At 71.2% G+C, this 16692-nt stretch carries 11 protein-coding genes and 1 pseudogene; 4 read left to right on the top strand and 8 right to left on the bottom strand.

The genetic code is table 11. From position 1 onward, the window contains the following. Positions 1 to 36: 36 nt before the first annotated feature. The 6 genes and pseudogenes from ACFYXM_RS19610 to ACFYXM_RS19585 all read right to left on the bottom strand — a co-directional run bounded on the left by ACFYXM_RS19610 (position 37) and on the right by ACFYXM_RS19585 (position 7101). A complete protein-coding gene (locus ACFYXM_RS19610; RefSeq protein WP_389290858.1) occupies positions 37 to 1113 on the bottom strand; it encodes a PAC2 family protein in 1077 nt (358 codons plus the stop codon). Between the two features lie 197 nt (positions 1114 to 1310). Continuing rightward, positions 1311 to 1701, bottom strand: a pseudogene (locus tag ACFYXM_RS19605) (FCD domain-containing protein); the annotation flags it as partial. Positions 1702 to 1932: 231 nt separating this feature from the next. Further along, entirely contained in the window at positions 1933 to 3543 is a 1611-nt protein-coding gene (locus ACFYXM_RS19600) for an FAD-dependent oxidoreductase (protein ID WP_389290856.1), read from the bottom strand. Positions 3544 to 3548: 5 nt separating this feature from the next. Next, complete coding sequence (gene glpK / locus ACFYXM_RS19595; RefSeq protein WP_389290854.1) at positions 3549 to 5075, bottom strand: glycerol kinase GlpK; 1527 nt, start codon at positions 5073 to 5075, stop codon at positions 3549 to 3551. Positions 5076 to 5132: 57 nt separating this feature from the next. Then, positions 5133 to 5921, bottom strand: coding sequence for an MIP/aquaporin family protein (locus ACFYXM_RS19590; protein WP_389290853.1), 789 nt, complete (start codon positions 5919 to 5921; stop codon positions 5133 to 5135). Between the two features lie 415 nt (positions 5922 to 6336). Continuing rightward, positions 6337 to 7101, bottom strand: a complete 765-nt coding sequence (locus ACFYXM_RS19585; RefSeq protein ID WP_351524433.1) for an IclR family transcriptional regulator — start codon at positions 7099 to 7101, stop codon at positions 6337 to 6339. Between the two features lie 250 nt (positions 7102 to 7351). Here ACFYXM_RS19585 and metH point away from each other — a divergent pair, with 250 nt between their 5' ends. From metH to ACFYXM_RS19570, 3 genes are all read left to right on the top strand, one after another. Then, positions 7352 to 10864 carry a methionine synthase gene (gene metH, locus ACFYXM_RS19580; protein WP_389290850.1) on the top strand — a complete coding sequence of 1171 codons (3513 nt, stop codon included), beginning with the start codon at positions 7352 to 7354 and terminating at the stop codon, positions 10862 to 10864. A 120-nt stretch (positions 10865 to 10984) separates the two neighbouring features. Next, on the top strand, positions 10985 to 11677 hold the full coding sequence (locus ACFYXM_RS19575) for an HAD family hydrolase (RefSeq protein ID WP_389290848.1): 693 nt from the start codon (positions 10985 to 10987) through the stop codon (positions 11675 to 11677). 369 nt (positions 11678 to 12046) lie between these two features. Then, on the top strand, positions 12047 to 13645 hold the full coding sequence (locus ACFYXM_RS19570; protein ID WP_389290847.1) for an ABC transporter substrate-binding protein: 1599 nt from the start codon (positions 12047 to 12049) through the stop codon (positions 13643 to 13645). A 93-nt stretch (positions 13646 to 13738) separates the two neighbouring features. Here ACFYXM_RS19570 and ACFYXM_RS19565 read toward each other — a convergent pair whose 3' ends face one another. Beyond that, positions 13739 to 14410, bottom strand: a complete 672-nt coding sequence (locus ACFYXM_RS19565; protein ID WP_073787861.1) for a response regulator transcription factor — start codon at positions 14408 to 14410, stop codon at positions 13739 to 13741. A gap of 9 nt (positions 14411 to 14419) precedes the next feature. Beyond that, positions 14420 to 15331: a RecB family exonuclease gene (locus ACFYXM_RS19560; protein ID WP_389290845.1), complete on the bottom strand. Its 912-nt coding sequence runs from the start codon at positions 15329 to 15331 to the stop codon at positions 14420 to 14422. Positions 15332 to 15435: 104 nt separating this feature from the next. Here ACFYXM_RS19560 and ACFYXM_RS19555 point away from each other — a divergent pair, with 104 nt between their 5' ends. Next, positions 15436 to 16686, top strand: a complete 1251-nt coding sequence (locus tag ACFYXM_RS19555; RefSeq protein ID WP_389291058.1) for a site-2 protease family protein — start codon at positions 15436 to 15438, stop codon at positions 16684 to 16686. Positions 16687 to 16692: the final 6 nt, after the last annotated feature.

Raw genomic sequence — 16692 nt, 5'->3', positions numbered from 1 at the left:
ACGCGTCCGGGGCAGGTGCCCCGGGCCGCCAACACCTCAGTCGTCGGGGGACTCCTCCGAGGACCGGGCCGGGCCGTCGTCGCCCTCGCCGCCGTCGTCGTCGGCGGTGTCCGGGCGGGCGGAGCCGTTCGCGGGCGGAGCACCGGGTGCCGTCCGGCCCTCGCCCTCCGGCCGCGGCGACTTCGCCGGACGGTTCCGGCCACCGGAGGTGTCGCGCAGATACGCGGTGTCGCCGCTCTCCGTCGCGTGTCCGCCGGGGGCCTGACCCGGACCGGCGTCCCGTCGGCGCAGATAGCGTTCGAACTCGCGGGCGATGGCCTCGCCGCTCGCCTCGGGAAGCTCCGCGGTGTCCCGGGCCTCCTCCAGCGTCTGCACGTACTCCGCCACCTCGCTGTCCTCGGCGGCCAGTTGGTCGACCCCGAGCTGCCAGGCGCGCGCGTCCTCGGGCAGTTCGCCCAGCGGGATGCGCAGACCGAGCAGGTCCTCCAGCCGGTTGAGCAGCGCGAGGGCGGCCTTCGGGTTGGGCGGCTGCGACACGTAGTGCGGCACCGCGGCCCACAGACTGACCGCGGGCACGCCCGCGTGGGTGCACGCCTCCTGGAGGATGCCGACGATGCCCGTCGGACCCTCGTACCTGGTCTCCTCCAGGTCCATGGACCGGGCCAGGTCGGGGTCGGAGGTGACCCCGCTGACCGGCACCGGGCGGGTGTGCGGGGTGTCGCCGAGCAGCGCTCCCAGGATCACCACCATCTCCACGCCCAGCTCGTGGGCGAAGCCCAGGAGCTCGTTGCAGAACGAGCGCCAGCGCATGGACGGCTCGATGCCCCGGACCAGGACGAGGTCGCGGGGCTGCTCCCCGCCGACGCGGACCACGGAGAGCCGGGTGGTGGGCCAGGTGACCTTGCGCGTACCGCCGTCCAGCCAGATCGTGGGCCGGTTGACCTGGAAGTCGTAGTAGTCCTCGGCGTCCAGTGCCGCGAACACCTCTCCCTTCCACTCCCGGTCCAGGTGCGCGACCGCCGTGGAGGCGGCGTCACCTGCGTCGTTCCATCCCTCGAACGCGGCCACCATGACCGGGTCGATCAGCTCGGGAACCCCCTCGAGCTCGATCACCCAGGCCTCCTTCCGAAGTTCCCTTGCGTACGCAACAACCTTACGGCTTTTGGCCACCTCCGACGCAGCCCTCGTACACGGCGGGGTGAACCCGTCCTCGGGATCCCGGGCGCCCCGGCGTTCGCGGCGGCGTGGTGCGGGTCCGCCCGCCGGCCGGTGTCAGGGGGCGGGGTCCGGCCCCGCCCGGCCTCCCGCGACGTCGACCGCAACCACTGCTCCACGCCCGCCACATGCACCCTCGCCCAGGACCGGGCGGCCTCCGTGTCCCGGTCGCGCGGCGCGGACAGGACCGTCCGGTGCTCGTACAGCGTCCGGCCGATCGCGTCCTCCTGCGTCAGGCCGCGCCGGACCCGCGCCCGGAGCATCGGGCCCGTCAGCCCGTCAGCCCGTCAGCCCGTCGAGCAACGAGCAACGAGCAACGAGCAACGAGCAGCGCACCGTGTTCCCGGACGCCCGTACGATCCAGCGGTGGAACTCCGGATCGGACGCGACCGGTTCCTCCACCGAGAAGGCTTCCCTCGGGGCGTCCAACGCCGCGCCCGGCGCGTCCAGTCGGGCCTCGGTGATCCGGGTGGCGGAGGTGCGGGTGAGCGGACGCGGGGCATGACCGATGAGGGAGAGCACCGAGAACTTCATGCCCCAACCGTCCCCGCGTCGTATTGCGCCCGTACGACGGTCGTGTGGCGCGTTCAGCGTGCCGCGTTCGCCGTGTGACGGGGCGTGGGACGAGACGCCCATGAGGCGGTCGGGGCGGTCCCGCCGTGGGAGCCGCCCCGTCCGCCTGATGCGCGTCTCGTCGTGCGCGCCGCGCGCGTCCCGTCAGCCGCGGTCGCCGAGCATGGACTCGACACCGGCCCGGATCTCGTCCGTGGCCAGGCCCCGGATCGTCAGGGTCGTACGGCGGCGCAGCACGTCGTCCGCCGTCTCGGCCCACTCGTGGTCGCGGGCGTAGGCGACCTGCGCCCAGATCTCCGGCGCGTCCGGGTGGATGCGCTCGGCCAGCGCCGGGTTCTCGTTCGCCAGCCGCGCGATGTCGAAGGCGAGCGAACCGTAGTGCGTGGCGAGGTGGCGCGCGGTGTCCGCCGCCATCCGGGGGCCGGGCGCGGCACCGTCGATCAGCAGCCGGTGCGCCACCGCGTTCGGGTTGGCGATGCCGGGCAGCGGGAGCTTCCTCGGCAGATGCGATATCGGCTCCACACCACTGCCGAGGGGGTGCCCGGGGAGCGCGGCCAGCTTGGCCATCACCGTGCGGCCGATGTGGCGGAACGTCGTCCACTTGCCGCCCGCGACCGACAGCATCCCGCCGCGGCCCTCCGTGACGACGGTCTCGCGCTTGGCCTTGGAGGTGTCGCCCGGTCCGCCGGGCAGCACCCGCAGCCCCGCGAAGGAGTACGTGATCAGATCGCGCGACAGCTGCTGGTCCTTGATGGAGAACGCCGCCTCGTCGAGGATCTGGGCGACGTCCTTCTCGTCGACCGCGACGTCCGCGGGATCGCCCTCGTACTCCTCGTCCGTCGTACCCAGCAGCAGCATGTCCTCCCACGGCAGGGCGAACGTGATGCGGTACTTGTCGATCGGGGTCGCGAGCGCGGCGTTCCACGGTCGGGTGCGCTTGAGCACCAGGTGCGCACCCTTCGACAGGCGCACCGACGGGGCCGCCTTCGGGTCCTCCATCCTGCGCAGGTGGTCGACCCACGGCCCGGTGGCGTTCAGCACGAGACGGGCATCGATGCCGAACTCCGTGCCGTCCAGGCGGTCTTGCAGATCGGCGCCCGTCACCCGGCCCTTGGTGAACCGCAGCCCGGTGACCGCCGCGTGGTTCAGGACCACGGCGCCCGCGTCGACGGCCGCGCGGACCGTCATCAGCGCCATCCGGGCGTCGTTCATCTGGCCGTCGCCGTAGACCGCCACGGCCCTCAGGTTGTCCGTGCGCAGCTCCGGCACGTCGCGCCGCGCCTTCTCCGGGCTGATCACGTGCCCGACCCCGTCGCGGAACGCGGAGAGCGCCGAGTACGCGAACACGCCCGCGCCGAGGACCGCGGCGCCGTGCGGGCCGCCCTTGTAGACCGGCAGGTAGAAGGTGAGCGGATTGGCCAGGTGCGGCGCCACCTCGCGGGACACCGCACGGCGCTCGAAGTGGTTCTCCGCGACCAGCTTCACGGCACCGGTCTGCAGGTAGCGCAGACCGCCGTGGAGCAGCTTCGAGGAGGCGGAGGAGGTGGCACCGGCGAAGTCGCCGGCGTCCACCAGGGCCACCCGCAGCCCGGACTGCGCGGCGTGCCAGGCCGTGGAGATGCCCAGGATGCCGCCACCGATCACCAGGAGGTCGTACGCAGCCTTGGACAACTGCTCCCGAGTCTCGGCCCGGCTCGGGAGGGAGCCGGAGGCCGGGTGTGTCCCGAGGGCCGGGACGCTCTGCAGGGTGGTCATGTCGCTCACTCCTCGTGCTCGATCCAGCCCATGGTCCGTTCCACGGCCTTGAGCCAGTTCTTGTACTCGCGGTCGCGGGTGTCCGCGGCCATGCGGGGGGTCCATTCGGCGGCCCGGCGCCAGTTGGCGCGCAGGGCGTCGGTGTCCGGCCAGAAGCCGACGGCGAGACCGGCGGCGTAGGCGGCGCCGAGGCAGGTCGTCTCGGCGACCATGGGCCGCACCACGGGCGCGTCCAGGAAGTCGGCGAGCGTCTGCATCAGCAGGTTGTTGGAGGTCATGCCGCCGTCGACCTTGAGAGCGGCCAGTTCCACGCCGGAGTCCTTGGTCATGGCGTCGGTGATCTCGCGGGTCTGCCAGGCGGTGGCCTCCAGGACGGCACGGGCGATGTGCGCCTTGGTGACGTACCGGGTCAGGCCGGCGATGACGCCGCGCGCGTCGGAGCGCCAGTACGGGGCGAACAGGCCCGAGAAGGCGGGCACGAAGTACGCGCCGCCGTTGTCCTCGACCGACGACGCCAGGGTCTCGATCTCGGCCGCGGACTTGATCAGGCCCATCTGGTCGCGCATCCACTGGACGAGCGAACCGGTGACGGCGATGGAGCCCTCCAGGGCGTAGACCGGCTTCTCGTCGCCGATCCGGTACCCGACGGTCGTCAGCAGTCCGTTGTACGAGTTGACGGGCCGTTCACCGGTGTTCATCAGCATGAAGGTGCCGGTGCCGTACGTGGACTTGGCCTCGCCCTCGGAAAAACAGGTCTGGCCGAAGAGGGCCGCCTGCTGGTCGCCGAGCGCGGAGGCGACCGGGACGCCGTCCAGGACGCCGCCCTTCGCGGTGCCGTACACCTCGGCGGAGGAACGGATCTCGGGCAGGATGGCCGCCGGGATCTCCATGGACGCGAGGATCTTCTCGTCCCACGCCATGGTGTGCAGGTTCATCAGGAGGGTGCGCGAGGCGTTCGTGACGTCGGTGACGTGGACGCCGCCGTCCGTGCCGCCGGTCAGGTTCCAGATGACCCAGGAGTCCATGGTGCCGAAGAGGATGTCGCCGCGCTCGGCGCGTTCGCGCAGCCCCTCGACGTTGTCCAGCAGCCAGCGCACCTTGGGGCCCGCGAAGTACGAGGCGAGCGGCAGACCGGTCTCGCGGCGGAAGCGGTCCTGGCCCACGTTGCGGCCGAGCTCCTTGCAGAGCGCGTCGGTACGGGTGTCCTGCCAGACCAGGGCGTTGTGGACGGGCTCACCGGTGTTCCGGTCCCAGAGCAGCGTGGTCTCGCGCTGGTTGGTGATGCCGATCGCCTTCACGTCGGCGGCGGTGATGCCCGCCTTGACGACGGCACCGGCGACGACCTCCTGGACGTTCTCCCAGATCTCGGTCGCGTCGTGCTCGACCCAGCCCGGCTTCGGGAAGATCTGCTCGTGCTCCTTCTGGTCGACGGAGACGATCCGGCCGTCCCGGTCGAAGACGATGCACCGGCTGGAGGTGGTGCCCTGGTCGATGGCGGCGATGAACGGGCCGGTGGTGTGTGCGTCGGTCACGGTGTGCTCCCGGAGGTCTGTGTGGTCTTGGGGGGTCGGGGCTCGGTGCGTCATGGATCAGGCGAAGGCGACGTTGTAGAGCCCGCCCGCGATCGCGCCGCCGATGAGCGGTCCGACGACCGGGATCCATGCGTAGCCCCAGTCGGAACCGCCCTTGTTCGGCAGCGGCAGCAGCGCGTGAACGATACGCGGACCGAGGTCGCGAGCCGGGTTGATCGCGTAACCCGTCGGGCCGCCGAGCGAGAGCCCGATGCCGACCACGAGCAGGGCGGTGACCAGCGCGCCGAGGGTTCCCAGGCCGTTGCCGTCGTCGTTGAGGCCCTGGGTGAGGATCACCAGGACGAGCACCACGGTGGCGATGACCTCGGTGACCAGGTTCTGCGCCACGTGCCGGATCTCGGGGCCGGTCGAGAAGATGCCGAGCACCGGGCCCGCCTCCGGGGCGGCGGCCTGGCCGACCATGCCTTCTTCACCCTTCCGGCCCACGACCCCGGGATCCGTCAGGTGCGCGCGGAACTGCCCGTAGTACGTCAGCCAGACCAGCACCGCGCCGATCGCCGCGCCGAGCATCTGGGAGGCGATGTACAGCGGCACGTCGCTCCACTCGGTGCCGCCCTCGATCGCGAGGCCGATCGTGACCGCCGGGTTGAGGTGCGCACCGGACACGCCACCGGCCAGGTACGCCCCCGCCAGCACCGCGAACCCCCACCCGAAGGTGATCGCCAGCCATCCGGCGTTCTGCGCCTTGGAGCGCTTGAGCGTGACGGCGGCGCACACACCACCGCCCAGGAGGATGAGCACGGCGGTACCTATGGTCTCGCCGATGAAGATGTCGGAGCTGGACACCCGCGACTCCTTTGTCCTTGGTCCAGGTAAGCCGAACCCCGGGTCCCTCCGGTGGTCCGCGCCCTCGCGCGAGGGCGTTCTCCGGCCTGGGGCGCTGTCACACCATAACGCCTATTTCCGTTAGTTGTTCGACAATGCCGACCGGTGAACGGCAATGCTTCCCGGCGGTGGTTCGATCGTCAAGAGTTGTGTGGCCCAAAACTCGATCGTTACCCTCGCGGCCCGCCGGCCGGCGGGCCGCCGCGCTGTCGCGGCGCCCGGACCGCGGCACGGGGCGGCGACGGAGCGCGGGTGCGTGCGGCGCGGGGGTGCGCCCCGCGCGGGGCGGGGTCGCGCGGAGGCGCGGGTCCGGCACGGTGCCGGTGGCGGTGCGCCCCCGCGCGGTGCGTCCGTATCCGCGGCGGCCCGCCGCGGATCAGAAGCGCCCGGCGCCCAGGTCCCGGGAGACCGCCCGCGCGCAGTCCCGCACCGCCGCGATCAGCTCGGGCCGCAGCTCCCCGTCGGCGCAGACCCGCTCCACCGCGCCCGTCACCGCCACCGCGCCCACCGGCATCCGCCGCCGGTCGTGGATCGGGGCGGCCACCGCGGCCACCCCCTCCCAGGTCTCCTCCACGTCAGCCGCCCAGCCGCGGGCCCGGACCAGGTCGAGCATCGACTCGAAGTCCTCCGCGCCGGTCACGGTGCGCGGGGTGAAGGACTGCCGCTCGGCCTCCAGCGCCTCGGTGTGCGCCACCGGGTCGTACGCCGAGAGCACCTTGCCCAGGGCGGTGGAGTGCAGGGGCTGCATGGCCCCGACCTCCAGGACCTGGCGGCTGTCGTCGGGGCGGAAGACGTGGTGGACGACCAGGACGCCCTGCTGGTGCAGCACGCCCAGATGGACGCTCTCGCCGCTGGAGCGGGCCAGGTCGTCCGTCCAGACGAGCGCGCGGGCCCGCAGCTCGTGGACGTCCAGATAGCTGTTGCCCAGGCGCAGCAGCTCGGCGCCCAGCTGGTAGCGGCCCGACGCGGCGTCCTGCTCGACGAAGCCCTCGTGCTGGAGTGTGCGCAGGATGCCGTGCGCGGTCCCCTTGGCCAGACCCAGCGAGGAGGCGATGTCGGACAGTCCCAGCCGACGCTCGCCGCCCGCCAGCAGGCGCAGCATCGCCGCCGCTCGTTCCAGCGACTGGATGTTCTTGGCCATCGCGCCGTACTCCTCCACCTATGGTTCGACAATGCTGAACACTATCGGCCGATGCCGACCAGCGCTCGATCACGGAGGAAAACCGCCGTAGCCTTCCGCACCGTCCGGATCCGGACACCGCCCGCCACAGCATGCCGTCCGTTCCATGGGATGGAGTGACGGCCCCGGCCGCCTCCCGGCTAGGCTGGCCTGGTGCGCCTTCCACCGAAGACGCAAAGCCGACAGCCGTCGCATTCCAGGGAGTACATCCATGGCCTCGTTGCCGACCCCTTCCGCCGACAGCCGCCACCGCGCAGACGCGCTGCGCGAAGCCCTCGCCACCCGGGTGGTGGTGGCCGACGGTGCCATGGGCACCATGCTCCAGGCGCAGGACCCCACCCTCGAGGACTTCCAGAACCTCGAAGGCTGCAACGAGATCCTGAACATCACGCGCCCCGACATCGTGCGTTCGGTGCACCGCGAGTACTTCGCCGTCGGCGTGGACTGCGTCGAGACCAACACCTTCGGAGCCAACGCCTCCGCCCTCGGCGAGTACGACATCGCCGACCGCATCCAGGAGCTCTCCGAGTCCGGTGCCCGCATCGCCCGCGAGGTCGCCGACGAGTTCACCGCCGCCACCGGCCGGCAGCGCTGGGTCCTCGGCTCCATCGGCCCCGGCACCAAGCTGCCGACCCTGGGCCACGCCCCGTACACGACGCTGCGCGACGGCTTCCAGCGCAACGCCGAGGGCCTGATCGCCGGCGGTGCGGACGCGCTCATCATCGAGACGACACAGGACCTCCTGCAGACCAAGGCCGCCGTACTGGGCGCCCGGCGCGCCCTGGAGGCCACCGGCAGCGACCTCCTGATCCTGGTCTCCCTGGCGTTCGAGACCACCGGCACCATGCTGCTCGGCTCCGAGATCGGCGCCGCGCTCACCGCGCTGGAGCCACTGGGCGTCGACATGATCGGCCTCAACTGCTCCACCGGCCCCGCCGAGATGAGCGAGCACCTGCGCTACCTCACGCGCCACTCCCGTATCCCGCTGCTCTGCATGCCCAACGCGGGTCTGCCGGTGCTCACCAAGGACGGCGCGCACTTCCCGCTCGGCCCCGAGGGCCTCGCCGAGGCCCAGGAGACGTTCGTCCAGGAGTACGGGCTCTCCCTGGTGGGCGGCTGCTGCGGGACGACCCCGGAACACCTGCGCCGGCTCGTCGAGCGCGTCCGCGGTGCCGCTCCCGCGCCACGCGACCCGCGCCCCGAGCCGGGCGCCGCCTCCCTGTACCAGGCCGTCCCGTTCCGCCAGGACACCTCGTACCTCGCGATCGGCGAGCGCACCAACGCCAACGGCTCCAAGAAGTTCCGCGAGGCCATGCTGGAAGCACGCTGGGACGACTGCGTGGAGATGGCGCGCGACCAGATCCGCGAGGGCGCGCACATGCTCGATCTGTGCGTGGACTACGTCGGCCGCGACGGCGTCGCGGACATGGAGGAGCTGGCCGGACGCTTCGCCACCGCCTCCACCCTCCCGATCGTGCTGGACTCCACCGAGGTGCCCGTGCTGCGCGCCGGTCTGGAGAAGCTCGGCGGCCGGGCCGTCCTCAACTCCGTCAACTACGAGGACGGCGACGGCCCCGAGTCGCGCTTCGCCAAGGTCGCCGCCCTGGCCGCCGAGCACGGCGCCGCGCTGATCGCGCTGACCATCGACGAGGAGGGCCAGGCCCGTACCGTCGAGCACAAGGTCGCCGTCGCCGAGCGGCTGATCGCGGACCTGACCGGCAACTGGGGCATCCGCGAGTCGGACATCCTCATCGACTGCCTCACCTTCACCATCTGCACCGGTCAGGAGGAGAGCCGGGGCGACGGCATCGCCACCATCGGCGCCATCCGCGAGCTCAAGAAGCGCCACCCCGAGGTGCAGACCACGCTCGGCCTGTCCAACATCTCCTTCGGGCTCAACCCGGCCGCCCGCACCGTCCTCAACTCGGTCTTCCTCGACGAGTGCGTCAAGGCCGGTCTCGACTCCGCGATCGTGCACGCCTCCAAGATCCTTCCGATCGCGCGCCTCGACGAGGAACAGGTGAAGGTCGCCCTCGACCTCGTCCACGACCGCCGCTCCGAGGGCTACGACCCCCTCCAGAAGCTCATGGAGCTGTTCGAGGGCGTCAGCACCAAGTCGATGAAGGCGGGCAAGGCGGAGGAGCTGGCCGCCCTGCCGCTGGAGGAACGGCTGAAGCGCCGCATCATCGACGGCGAGAAGAACGGGCTGGAAGCCGACCTCGACGAGGCCCTGCTCACCCGCCCGGCGCTCGACATCGTCAACGACACCCTGCTCGACGGCATGAAGGTGGTCGGCGACCTCTTCGGTTCCGGCCAGATGCAGCTGCCGTTCGTGCTCCAGTCCGCCGAGGTCATGAAGTCGGCGGTGGCACACCTGGAGCCGCACATGGAGAAGTCGGACGCCGAGGGCAAGGGCACCATCGTGCTGGCCACCGTGCGCGGCGACGTCCACGACATCGGCAAGAACCTCGTCGACATCATCCTGTCCAACAACGGCTTCAACGTCGTCAACCTCGGCATCAAGCAGCCCGTCTCCGCGATCCTGGAGGCGGCCGAGGAGCACAGGGCCGACGTCATCGGCATGTCCGGCCTCCTGGTCAAGTCCACCGTGATCATGAAGGAGAACCTGGAGGAGCTGAACCAGCGCAAGCTGGCGGGCGTCTACCCGGTGATCCTCGGCGGCGCCGCGCTCACCCGGGCCTACGTCGAGCAGGACCTGCACGAGCTGTACGAGGGCGAGGTCCGCTACGCCCGGGACGCGTTCGAGGGGCTGCGCCTGATGGACGCCCTGATCGCGGTCAAGCGGGGCGTGCCCGGAGCGGCCCTCCCCGAGCTCAAGCAGCGCCGGGTGCCCAAGCGCGACACCGCCGTCCTGGAGGTCGACGAGCCGGAGGAAGGCGTCCGCTCCGACGTCGCCGTCGACAACCGGGTCCCCGAGCCCCCGTTCTGGGGCACCCGGGTGATCAAGGGCATCCAGCTCAAGGAGTACGCCTCCTGGCTGGACGAGGGTGCGCTCTTCAAGGGTCAGTGGGGCCTCAAGCAGGCGCGTGCCGGCGACGGACCCGCCTACGAGGAACTGGTGGAGACCGAGGGCCGCCCCCACCTGCGGGGCTGGCTCGACAAGCTCCACACCGAGAACCTGCTGGAGGCGGCCGTCGTCTACGGCTACTTCCCGTGCGTCTCCAAGGGCGACGACCTGATCGTGCTCCACGAGGACGGCTCCGAGCGCACCCGCTTCACCTTCCCGCGCCAGCGCCGCGGCCGCCGGCTCTGCCTCGCGGACTTCTTCCGCCCCGAGGAATCCGGAGAGACGGACGTGGTCGGGCTCCAGGTCGTCACCGTCGGTTCGCGGATCGGGGGCGAGACCGCCAAGCTGTTCGAGGCGAATGCCTATCGCGACTACCTGGAGCTGCACGGCCTGTCCGTACAGCTGGCCGAGGCACTCGCCGAGTACTGGCACGCCCGGGTCCGCTCCGAGCTCGGCTTCGGCGGCGAGGACCCGGTCGACGTCGAGGACATGTTCGCGCTGAAGTACCGGGGCGCGCGCTTCTCGCTGGGGTACGGAGCCTGCCCCGACCTGGAGGACCGGGCAAAGATCGCCGAGCTGCTCCGGCCGGAGCGGATCGGCGTGCACCTCTCGGAGGAGTTCCAGCTGCACCCGGAGCAGTCCACCGACGCGATCGTCATCCACCACCCGGAGGCGAAGTACTTCAACGCGCGGTAGGACGGCGTTCGACGCACGGTCGCCCGACACGTCGTACACTGGTCGGTCCAGTGCGGGCCGGTCGCCCTTCCCACGGGAAACGGTGGCCGGCCTTCTCGTCCCTCACGGAAGGTGTGCCGGATGACCAGCACGGTCCCCGCGTCCATGACCCGCACGGCCGAAGGCGCCGCGCTGCAGGCCGTCCTGCTCGACATGGACGGCACCCTCGTCGACACCGAGGGCTTCTGGTGGGAGGCCGAGGTGGAGGTCTTCGCCGAGCTCGGTCACCAGCTCGACGAGGCGTGGCGCGACGTGGTGGTCGGCGGGCCGATGACCCGCAGCGCGGGCTACCTCATGGACGTGACCGGCGCGGACATCACCCTCGCCGAACTCACCGTGCTGCTCAACGACCGCTTCGAAAAGCGCATCGACCGCGGCGTGCCGCTGATGCCGGGGGCGAAGCGGCTGCTGGCGGAGCTGGTCCGGCACGACGTCCCCACCGCCCTGGTCTCCGCCTCGCACCGGCGGATCATCGACCGGGTGCTGGAATCGGTGGGCCACCACCACTTCGCCCTGAGTATCGCGGGCGACGAGGTCACCCGCACCAAGCCGCACCCGGAGCCCTATCTGACCGCCGCCTCCGGCTTCGGGGCCGAGCCCGGACGCTGCGCGGTCATCGAGGACACCGCCACCGGAGTGGCGGCGGCGGAGGCAGCGGGCTGCCGGGTGGTCGCCGTGCCGTCCGTCGCGCCGATCGACCCGGCGAACGGCCGGGTGGTCGTGCGTTCACTGGAGGAGGTCGACCTCGCCTTCCTCCGGGGCCTGATCAGATGAGCGCCGTGATCAATTCCCGGGGATTTCCTGTGAACGAATCGAAGGAATTCGGCGGGGGTCCGTGCTTTTTCCGTCGCGCCCCCGCGGGAAAATCCCGGACGGACGAACGGGGGAGGAAATGAAGCGGACGTGAGGTTGGTCACCGAATTTCTCACGGAAGACTTCCGAAATCTTCCCAGGTGCCCCTTTTGTCGCTTTGAATTGTCCCGTTTGATCCCTGTCTGGGGGATGCATTTCGGGGCAGGGAAGTCGACTCTCCGTCATTCTCCATAACCGTCCGGTTACGCGCCGTGCGGCGGCGATCGGGCGTGGACGACCCGGCCCGCTAAGGTCGCTCTCTCAATGCCCGGACGAGGGAGAGCGACCGAGATGAACCGCAAGACCCTGGTGCTGCCGACCGTCGCGTGCGTGCTCGCGCCCGTGCTCGCCGGGTGCGGCGCGTCCGAGGGCGACGGCGGCCGGGCCGCGATCGTCGTCGGCACCACCGACCGGTTCGTCGCGACCGAGGACGACCCCGCGCCCTTCGACCCCGCGGTCGGGTACGACGCGGGCGTGTGGAACGTGCTCCGCCAGACCGTCCAGTCCCTCCTGCACATACCGCGCGGCGGCGGTCGGCCGGTGCCCGAGGCCGCGGAGAGCTGCGGCTTCACGGACACCCAGAACGAGAGCTACCGCTGCAAGCTGCGCCCCGGCCTCACCTTCGCCGACGGCACCCCCGTCACCCCCGACGACGTGAAGTACTCGATCGACCGGGTCGTCGGCATCGATGCCCCCAACGGGCCGGTGGCCCTGCTGTCCGGCATCGACACCGTCGAGACGCAGGGTGAGCGAGAGATCGTCTTCCATCTCCGCGCGCCAGACGCCACGTTCCCGTACAAGCTCGCCACCCCGGTCGCCGGGATCGTGCCGAGGGCCAAGTACGCGGCGAAGTCTCCGCGCACCGGCTTCCAGGTCGACGGCTCCGGCCCGTACACCATGAAGCCGCAGGTCGAGCACGACCGGGTGGTCAAGGTCGTCTTCACCAGGAACCCCCGCTACAAGGGCGACCTGCACGTGCGCAACGACCGGGTCGAACTGGACCTCTTCCCCGGTGCGGACGCGATGGGGAAGGCGTTCGACGACAAGAGGATCGACATGATGACCCGCACCATGTCGCCCGAACAGTCCCGGCGACTGCTCGACGATCCCGGCGACGACGTCAGGGTCACCGAGATGCCCGGCCTCGCCATCCGCTGCCTCGGCTTCGACACCGACGACCCGGCTGTGCGGAACAAGGCGGTCCGCCAGGCCATGGCCCAGGTCGTCGACCGGGCGGAGATCGCGGACAAGGTGTACGGCACCACCGCCGAACCGCTGTACTCGCTGATCCCCTCGGGCATCACCGCGCACACCAACTCGTTCTACGACAAGTACGGCGAACCCAGCACCGCGAAGGCCGCGGCGATCCTGCGGGCGGCGGGTGTACCCACCCCGGTGAAGCTCACGCTCCACTACACGACCGACCACTTCGGCGCCACCACCGCCGCCGAGTTCAAGGCCCTGCAGAAGCAGTTCAACGACACCGGCCTGTTCGACGTCGACACCAAGGGCACGGCCTGGTCCGAGTTCCGGCCCGCGCAGGTGCGCGGAGACCACGCCGTCTACGGATTCGGCTGGTTCCCCGACTTCCCCGACCCGGACAACTACACCGCACCGTTCCTCGACCGGAACAACTTCCTGAACTCGCCCTACACGTCGGCACTGGCGCAGAACACGCTCATCCCGCAGACCCGCCGCGAGACCGACCGCAGCGCCGCGACGAAGACCTTCCACCGGATCCAGGACCTCGTCGCCGACGACGTCCCCGTCCTGCCCATCTGGCAGGGCAAGCAGTACGCCGCCTCCCGGACCGGGCTCCATGGCGTCGAACGGGCGGTCAACTCCGCTGCAGAGATCCGGCTGTGGGAGCTGAGCCGCGACGCCGTCTGAGACACGCCGGCACGCGGTTTCGCCCCCGGCCCGACGAACGCGCCCCGGGCGTCGGGGCGGGGGCCATTCACCAGGCGTCGAGGCGCACGCCGGTCACTGGGCGCCGGGCCGCACCAGACCGCTCTCGTAGGCGTACACGGCCGCCTGCACCCGGTCGCGCAGACCGAGCTTGGTCAGCACATGGCCGACATGCGTCTTGACCGTCGTCTCGCTGACGAACAGGTCCGCGGCGATCTCCGCGTTCGACAGCCCGCGCGCCACCAGCTTCAGCACCTCGACCTCGCGGTCCGTCAGTGTGTGCAGTGTGTCCGGCAGCGGCTCCTCGCCCGAGGGCAGGTGGTCCGCGTACTTGTCGAGCAGCCTGCGGGTGACGCTCGGGGCCAGCATCGCCTCGCCCGCCGCGACCACACGGATCGCCTGCACCAGCTCGTTGGCCGGGGCGTCCTTCAGCAGGAAGCCGCTGGCACCGGCGCGCAGCGCCTCCACCACGTACTCGTCGAGATCGAACGTGGTCAGCACCAGCACCTTCGCCGGACCGTCCCGGTCCGGACCGGTGATCTGCCGCGTCGCCTCCACGCCGTCCATCCGCGGCATGCGGATGTCCATCAGCACCACATCGGGCTGGAGCGCCCGCACCTGGTCGAGAGCCTGGAGGCCGTCCCCGGCCTCACCCACCACCGCGATATCGCTCTCCGCCTCCAGGATCATCCGGAATCCGGTGCGCAGCAGCGGCTGGTCGTCGACCAGCAGGACGCGGATTGCCACAAGGTCTCCTCAGGGTCCCTCGACGGTCACGGGCCCGGCGGCCTCGGCGCGGGGCGGGTCCATTCTGCCCTGGACATCCTGACCGGACTCAGCCGGGCGTACCGACAGCGGATACACCGGGGGAGTCCCGCCGAATTCGGGGCAGACCGCCTGGTGGTCGCACCAGCCGCACAGCTTCGTCGGCCGCGGCCGCCACTCGCCCGTCTCCGTCGCGACCCGGATCGCCTCCCACAGCGCCAGCAGCTTGCGCTCGACCCGCTCCAGATCGCCCACCACCGGGTCGTACGTCACGACGTCCCCGCTGCCGAGATAGACCAGCTGGAGCCGGCGCGGCACCACGCCCTTCAACCGCCAGACCACCAGGGCATAGAACTTCATCTGGAAGAGCGCGCCCTCCGCGTACTCCGGACGCGGCGCCCTGCCCGTCTTGTAGTCCACGATCCGGACCTCGCCCGTCGGCGCCACGTCGATCCGGTCGATCACCCCGCGCAGCCGCAGCCCCGACTCCAGCTCCGTCTCGACGAACAGTTCCCGCTCCGCGGGCTCCAGGCGCGTCGGGTCCTCCAGCGAGAACCACCGCTCCACCAGGCGCTCCGCCTCCGAGAGCCAGCGCGCCAGGCGCTCGCCCCCGGCGTCCTCCGTGAACAGCTCCGACAGCTCCGGCCTCGACTCCAGCAGCCGGTCCCACTGCGCGGGGATCAGCGCCGTCGCCCTGCGGGCCGTGCGCTCCGCCGCCGGGGCGTCGAAGAGGCGCTCCAGGACCGCGTGCACCAGCGTCCCCCGAGTGGCCGCCTTGCTCGGCTTCTCCGGCAGCCTGTCGATGACCCGGAAGCGATACAGCAGAGGACACTGCATGAAATCGCCGGCCCGTGACGGCGAGAGGGACGAAGGCGGCTGGGCCGGCCGCGGCAGGGAGGTCATGCGAAGACCCTACGGCCCGCCACGGACATCCGTCGGCATACCATCGACCACACACCCCCGGACACGGCATGATCGTGAAACAGGGCACCGACCGAAGGGACCTCGTGGACGAGAGCGGCGACAGCGGGCGCCCGCACCCCGGCGCGGGGGGACAGGCCCCCGGGACCGGCCCGGACAAGGGCGGACCGCGCCGCCCCGAAGAGCCCGGAGGCGGCCTCCTCATGGGCCGTCTCTTCGGCGTGCCCGTGTACGTCGCGCCCAGCTGGTTCGTCGTGGCCGCGCTGATCACCTGGGTCTTCGGCGGCCAGCTCGAACGGGTGCTGCCCGAACTCGGCGCGGCCCGCTACCTGGTCTCCCTCTTCTTCGCGATCGCCTTCTACGCCTCCGTGCTCGTCCACGAGCTCGCCCACACGGTCGTGGCGCTGCGCTACGGGCTGCCGGTCCGCCGCATCCAGCTCCAGTTCTTCGGCGGCGTCTCCGAGATCGAGAAGGAGACCGAGACGCCGGGCCGCGAGTTCGTGCTCGCCTTCGTCGGCCCGCTGCTCTCCCTGGTGCTCGCCGGTCTCTTCTACGCCGGGATGGGCCTGGTCGAACCCGGCACCGTCCCCGGCGTCGTCCTCGCCGGCCTGATGATCTCCAACCTCCTGGTGGCCGCGTTCAACCTGCTCCCCGGCCTGCCCCTCGACGGCGGACGCATGCTCCGCGCCGTCGTCTGGAAGATCACCGGCCGCCCGATGAGCGGCACCGTCGCCGCCGCCTGGGTCGGCCGCGCCCTCGCCGTCGTCACCCTCATCGGCCTCCCGATGCTCACCCACACCGGCTTCTTCGGGAACGACCCCCGCGACCTCAGCGGCACGGACACCGTCACCGACGCGCTGCTCGCCGCCATCCTCGCCGCCATCATCTGGACCGGCGCCGGCAACAGCCTGCGCATGGCAAGGCTGCGCGAACACCTCCCCGAACTGCGCGCCCGCACCCTCACCCGGCGTGCCGTCCCCGTGGAGGCGGACACTCCGCTGTCCGAGGCCCTGCGCCGGGCCAACGAGGCGGGCGCCCGCGCCCTCGTCGTCGTCGACGGGCACGGCGAACCCATGGGCGTCGTCCGGGAGACGGCCATCGTCTCCGTGCCCCAGCACCGCCGCCCCTGGGTCGCCGTGAGCGGACTCTCCCAGGACCTCACCGAGGGCATGAAGGTCCCGGCCGAACTGGCCGGCGAGGCGCTCCTGGACCGGCTCAGGGCCACCCCCGCCACCGAATACCTCGTGGTCGAGGAGACCGGCGAGATCTACGGGGTGCTCTCCACCGCCGACGTCGAGCGGGCGTTCGTCGCCGCCCTGGCCAGGCCCGCCGCCTGACCACGG

The sequence above is a fragment of the Streptomyces sp. NPDC002476 genome (assembly GCF_042889785.1).
In the GTDB taxonomy this organism is placed as follows: Bacteria; Actinomycetota; Actinomycetes; order Streptomycetales; family Streptomycetaceae; genus Streptomyces.
Note: the sequence above shows the minus strand (reverse complement) of the source record. Positions and strands in the feature narration are given on the sequence as shown.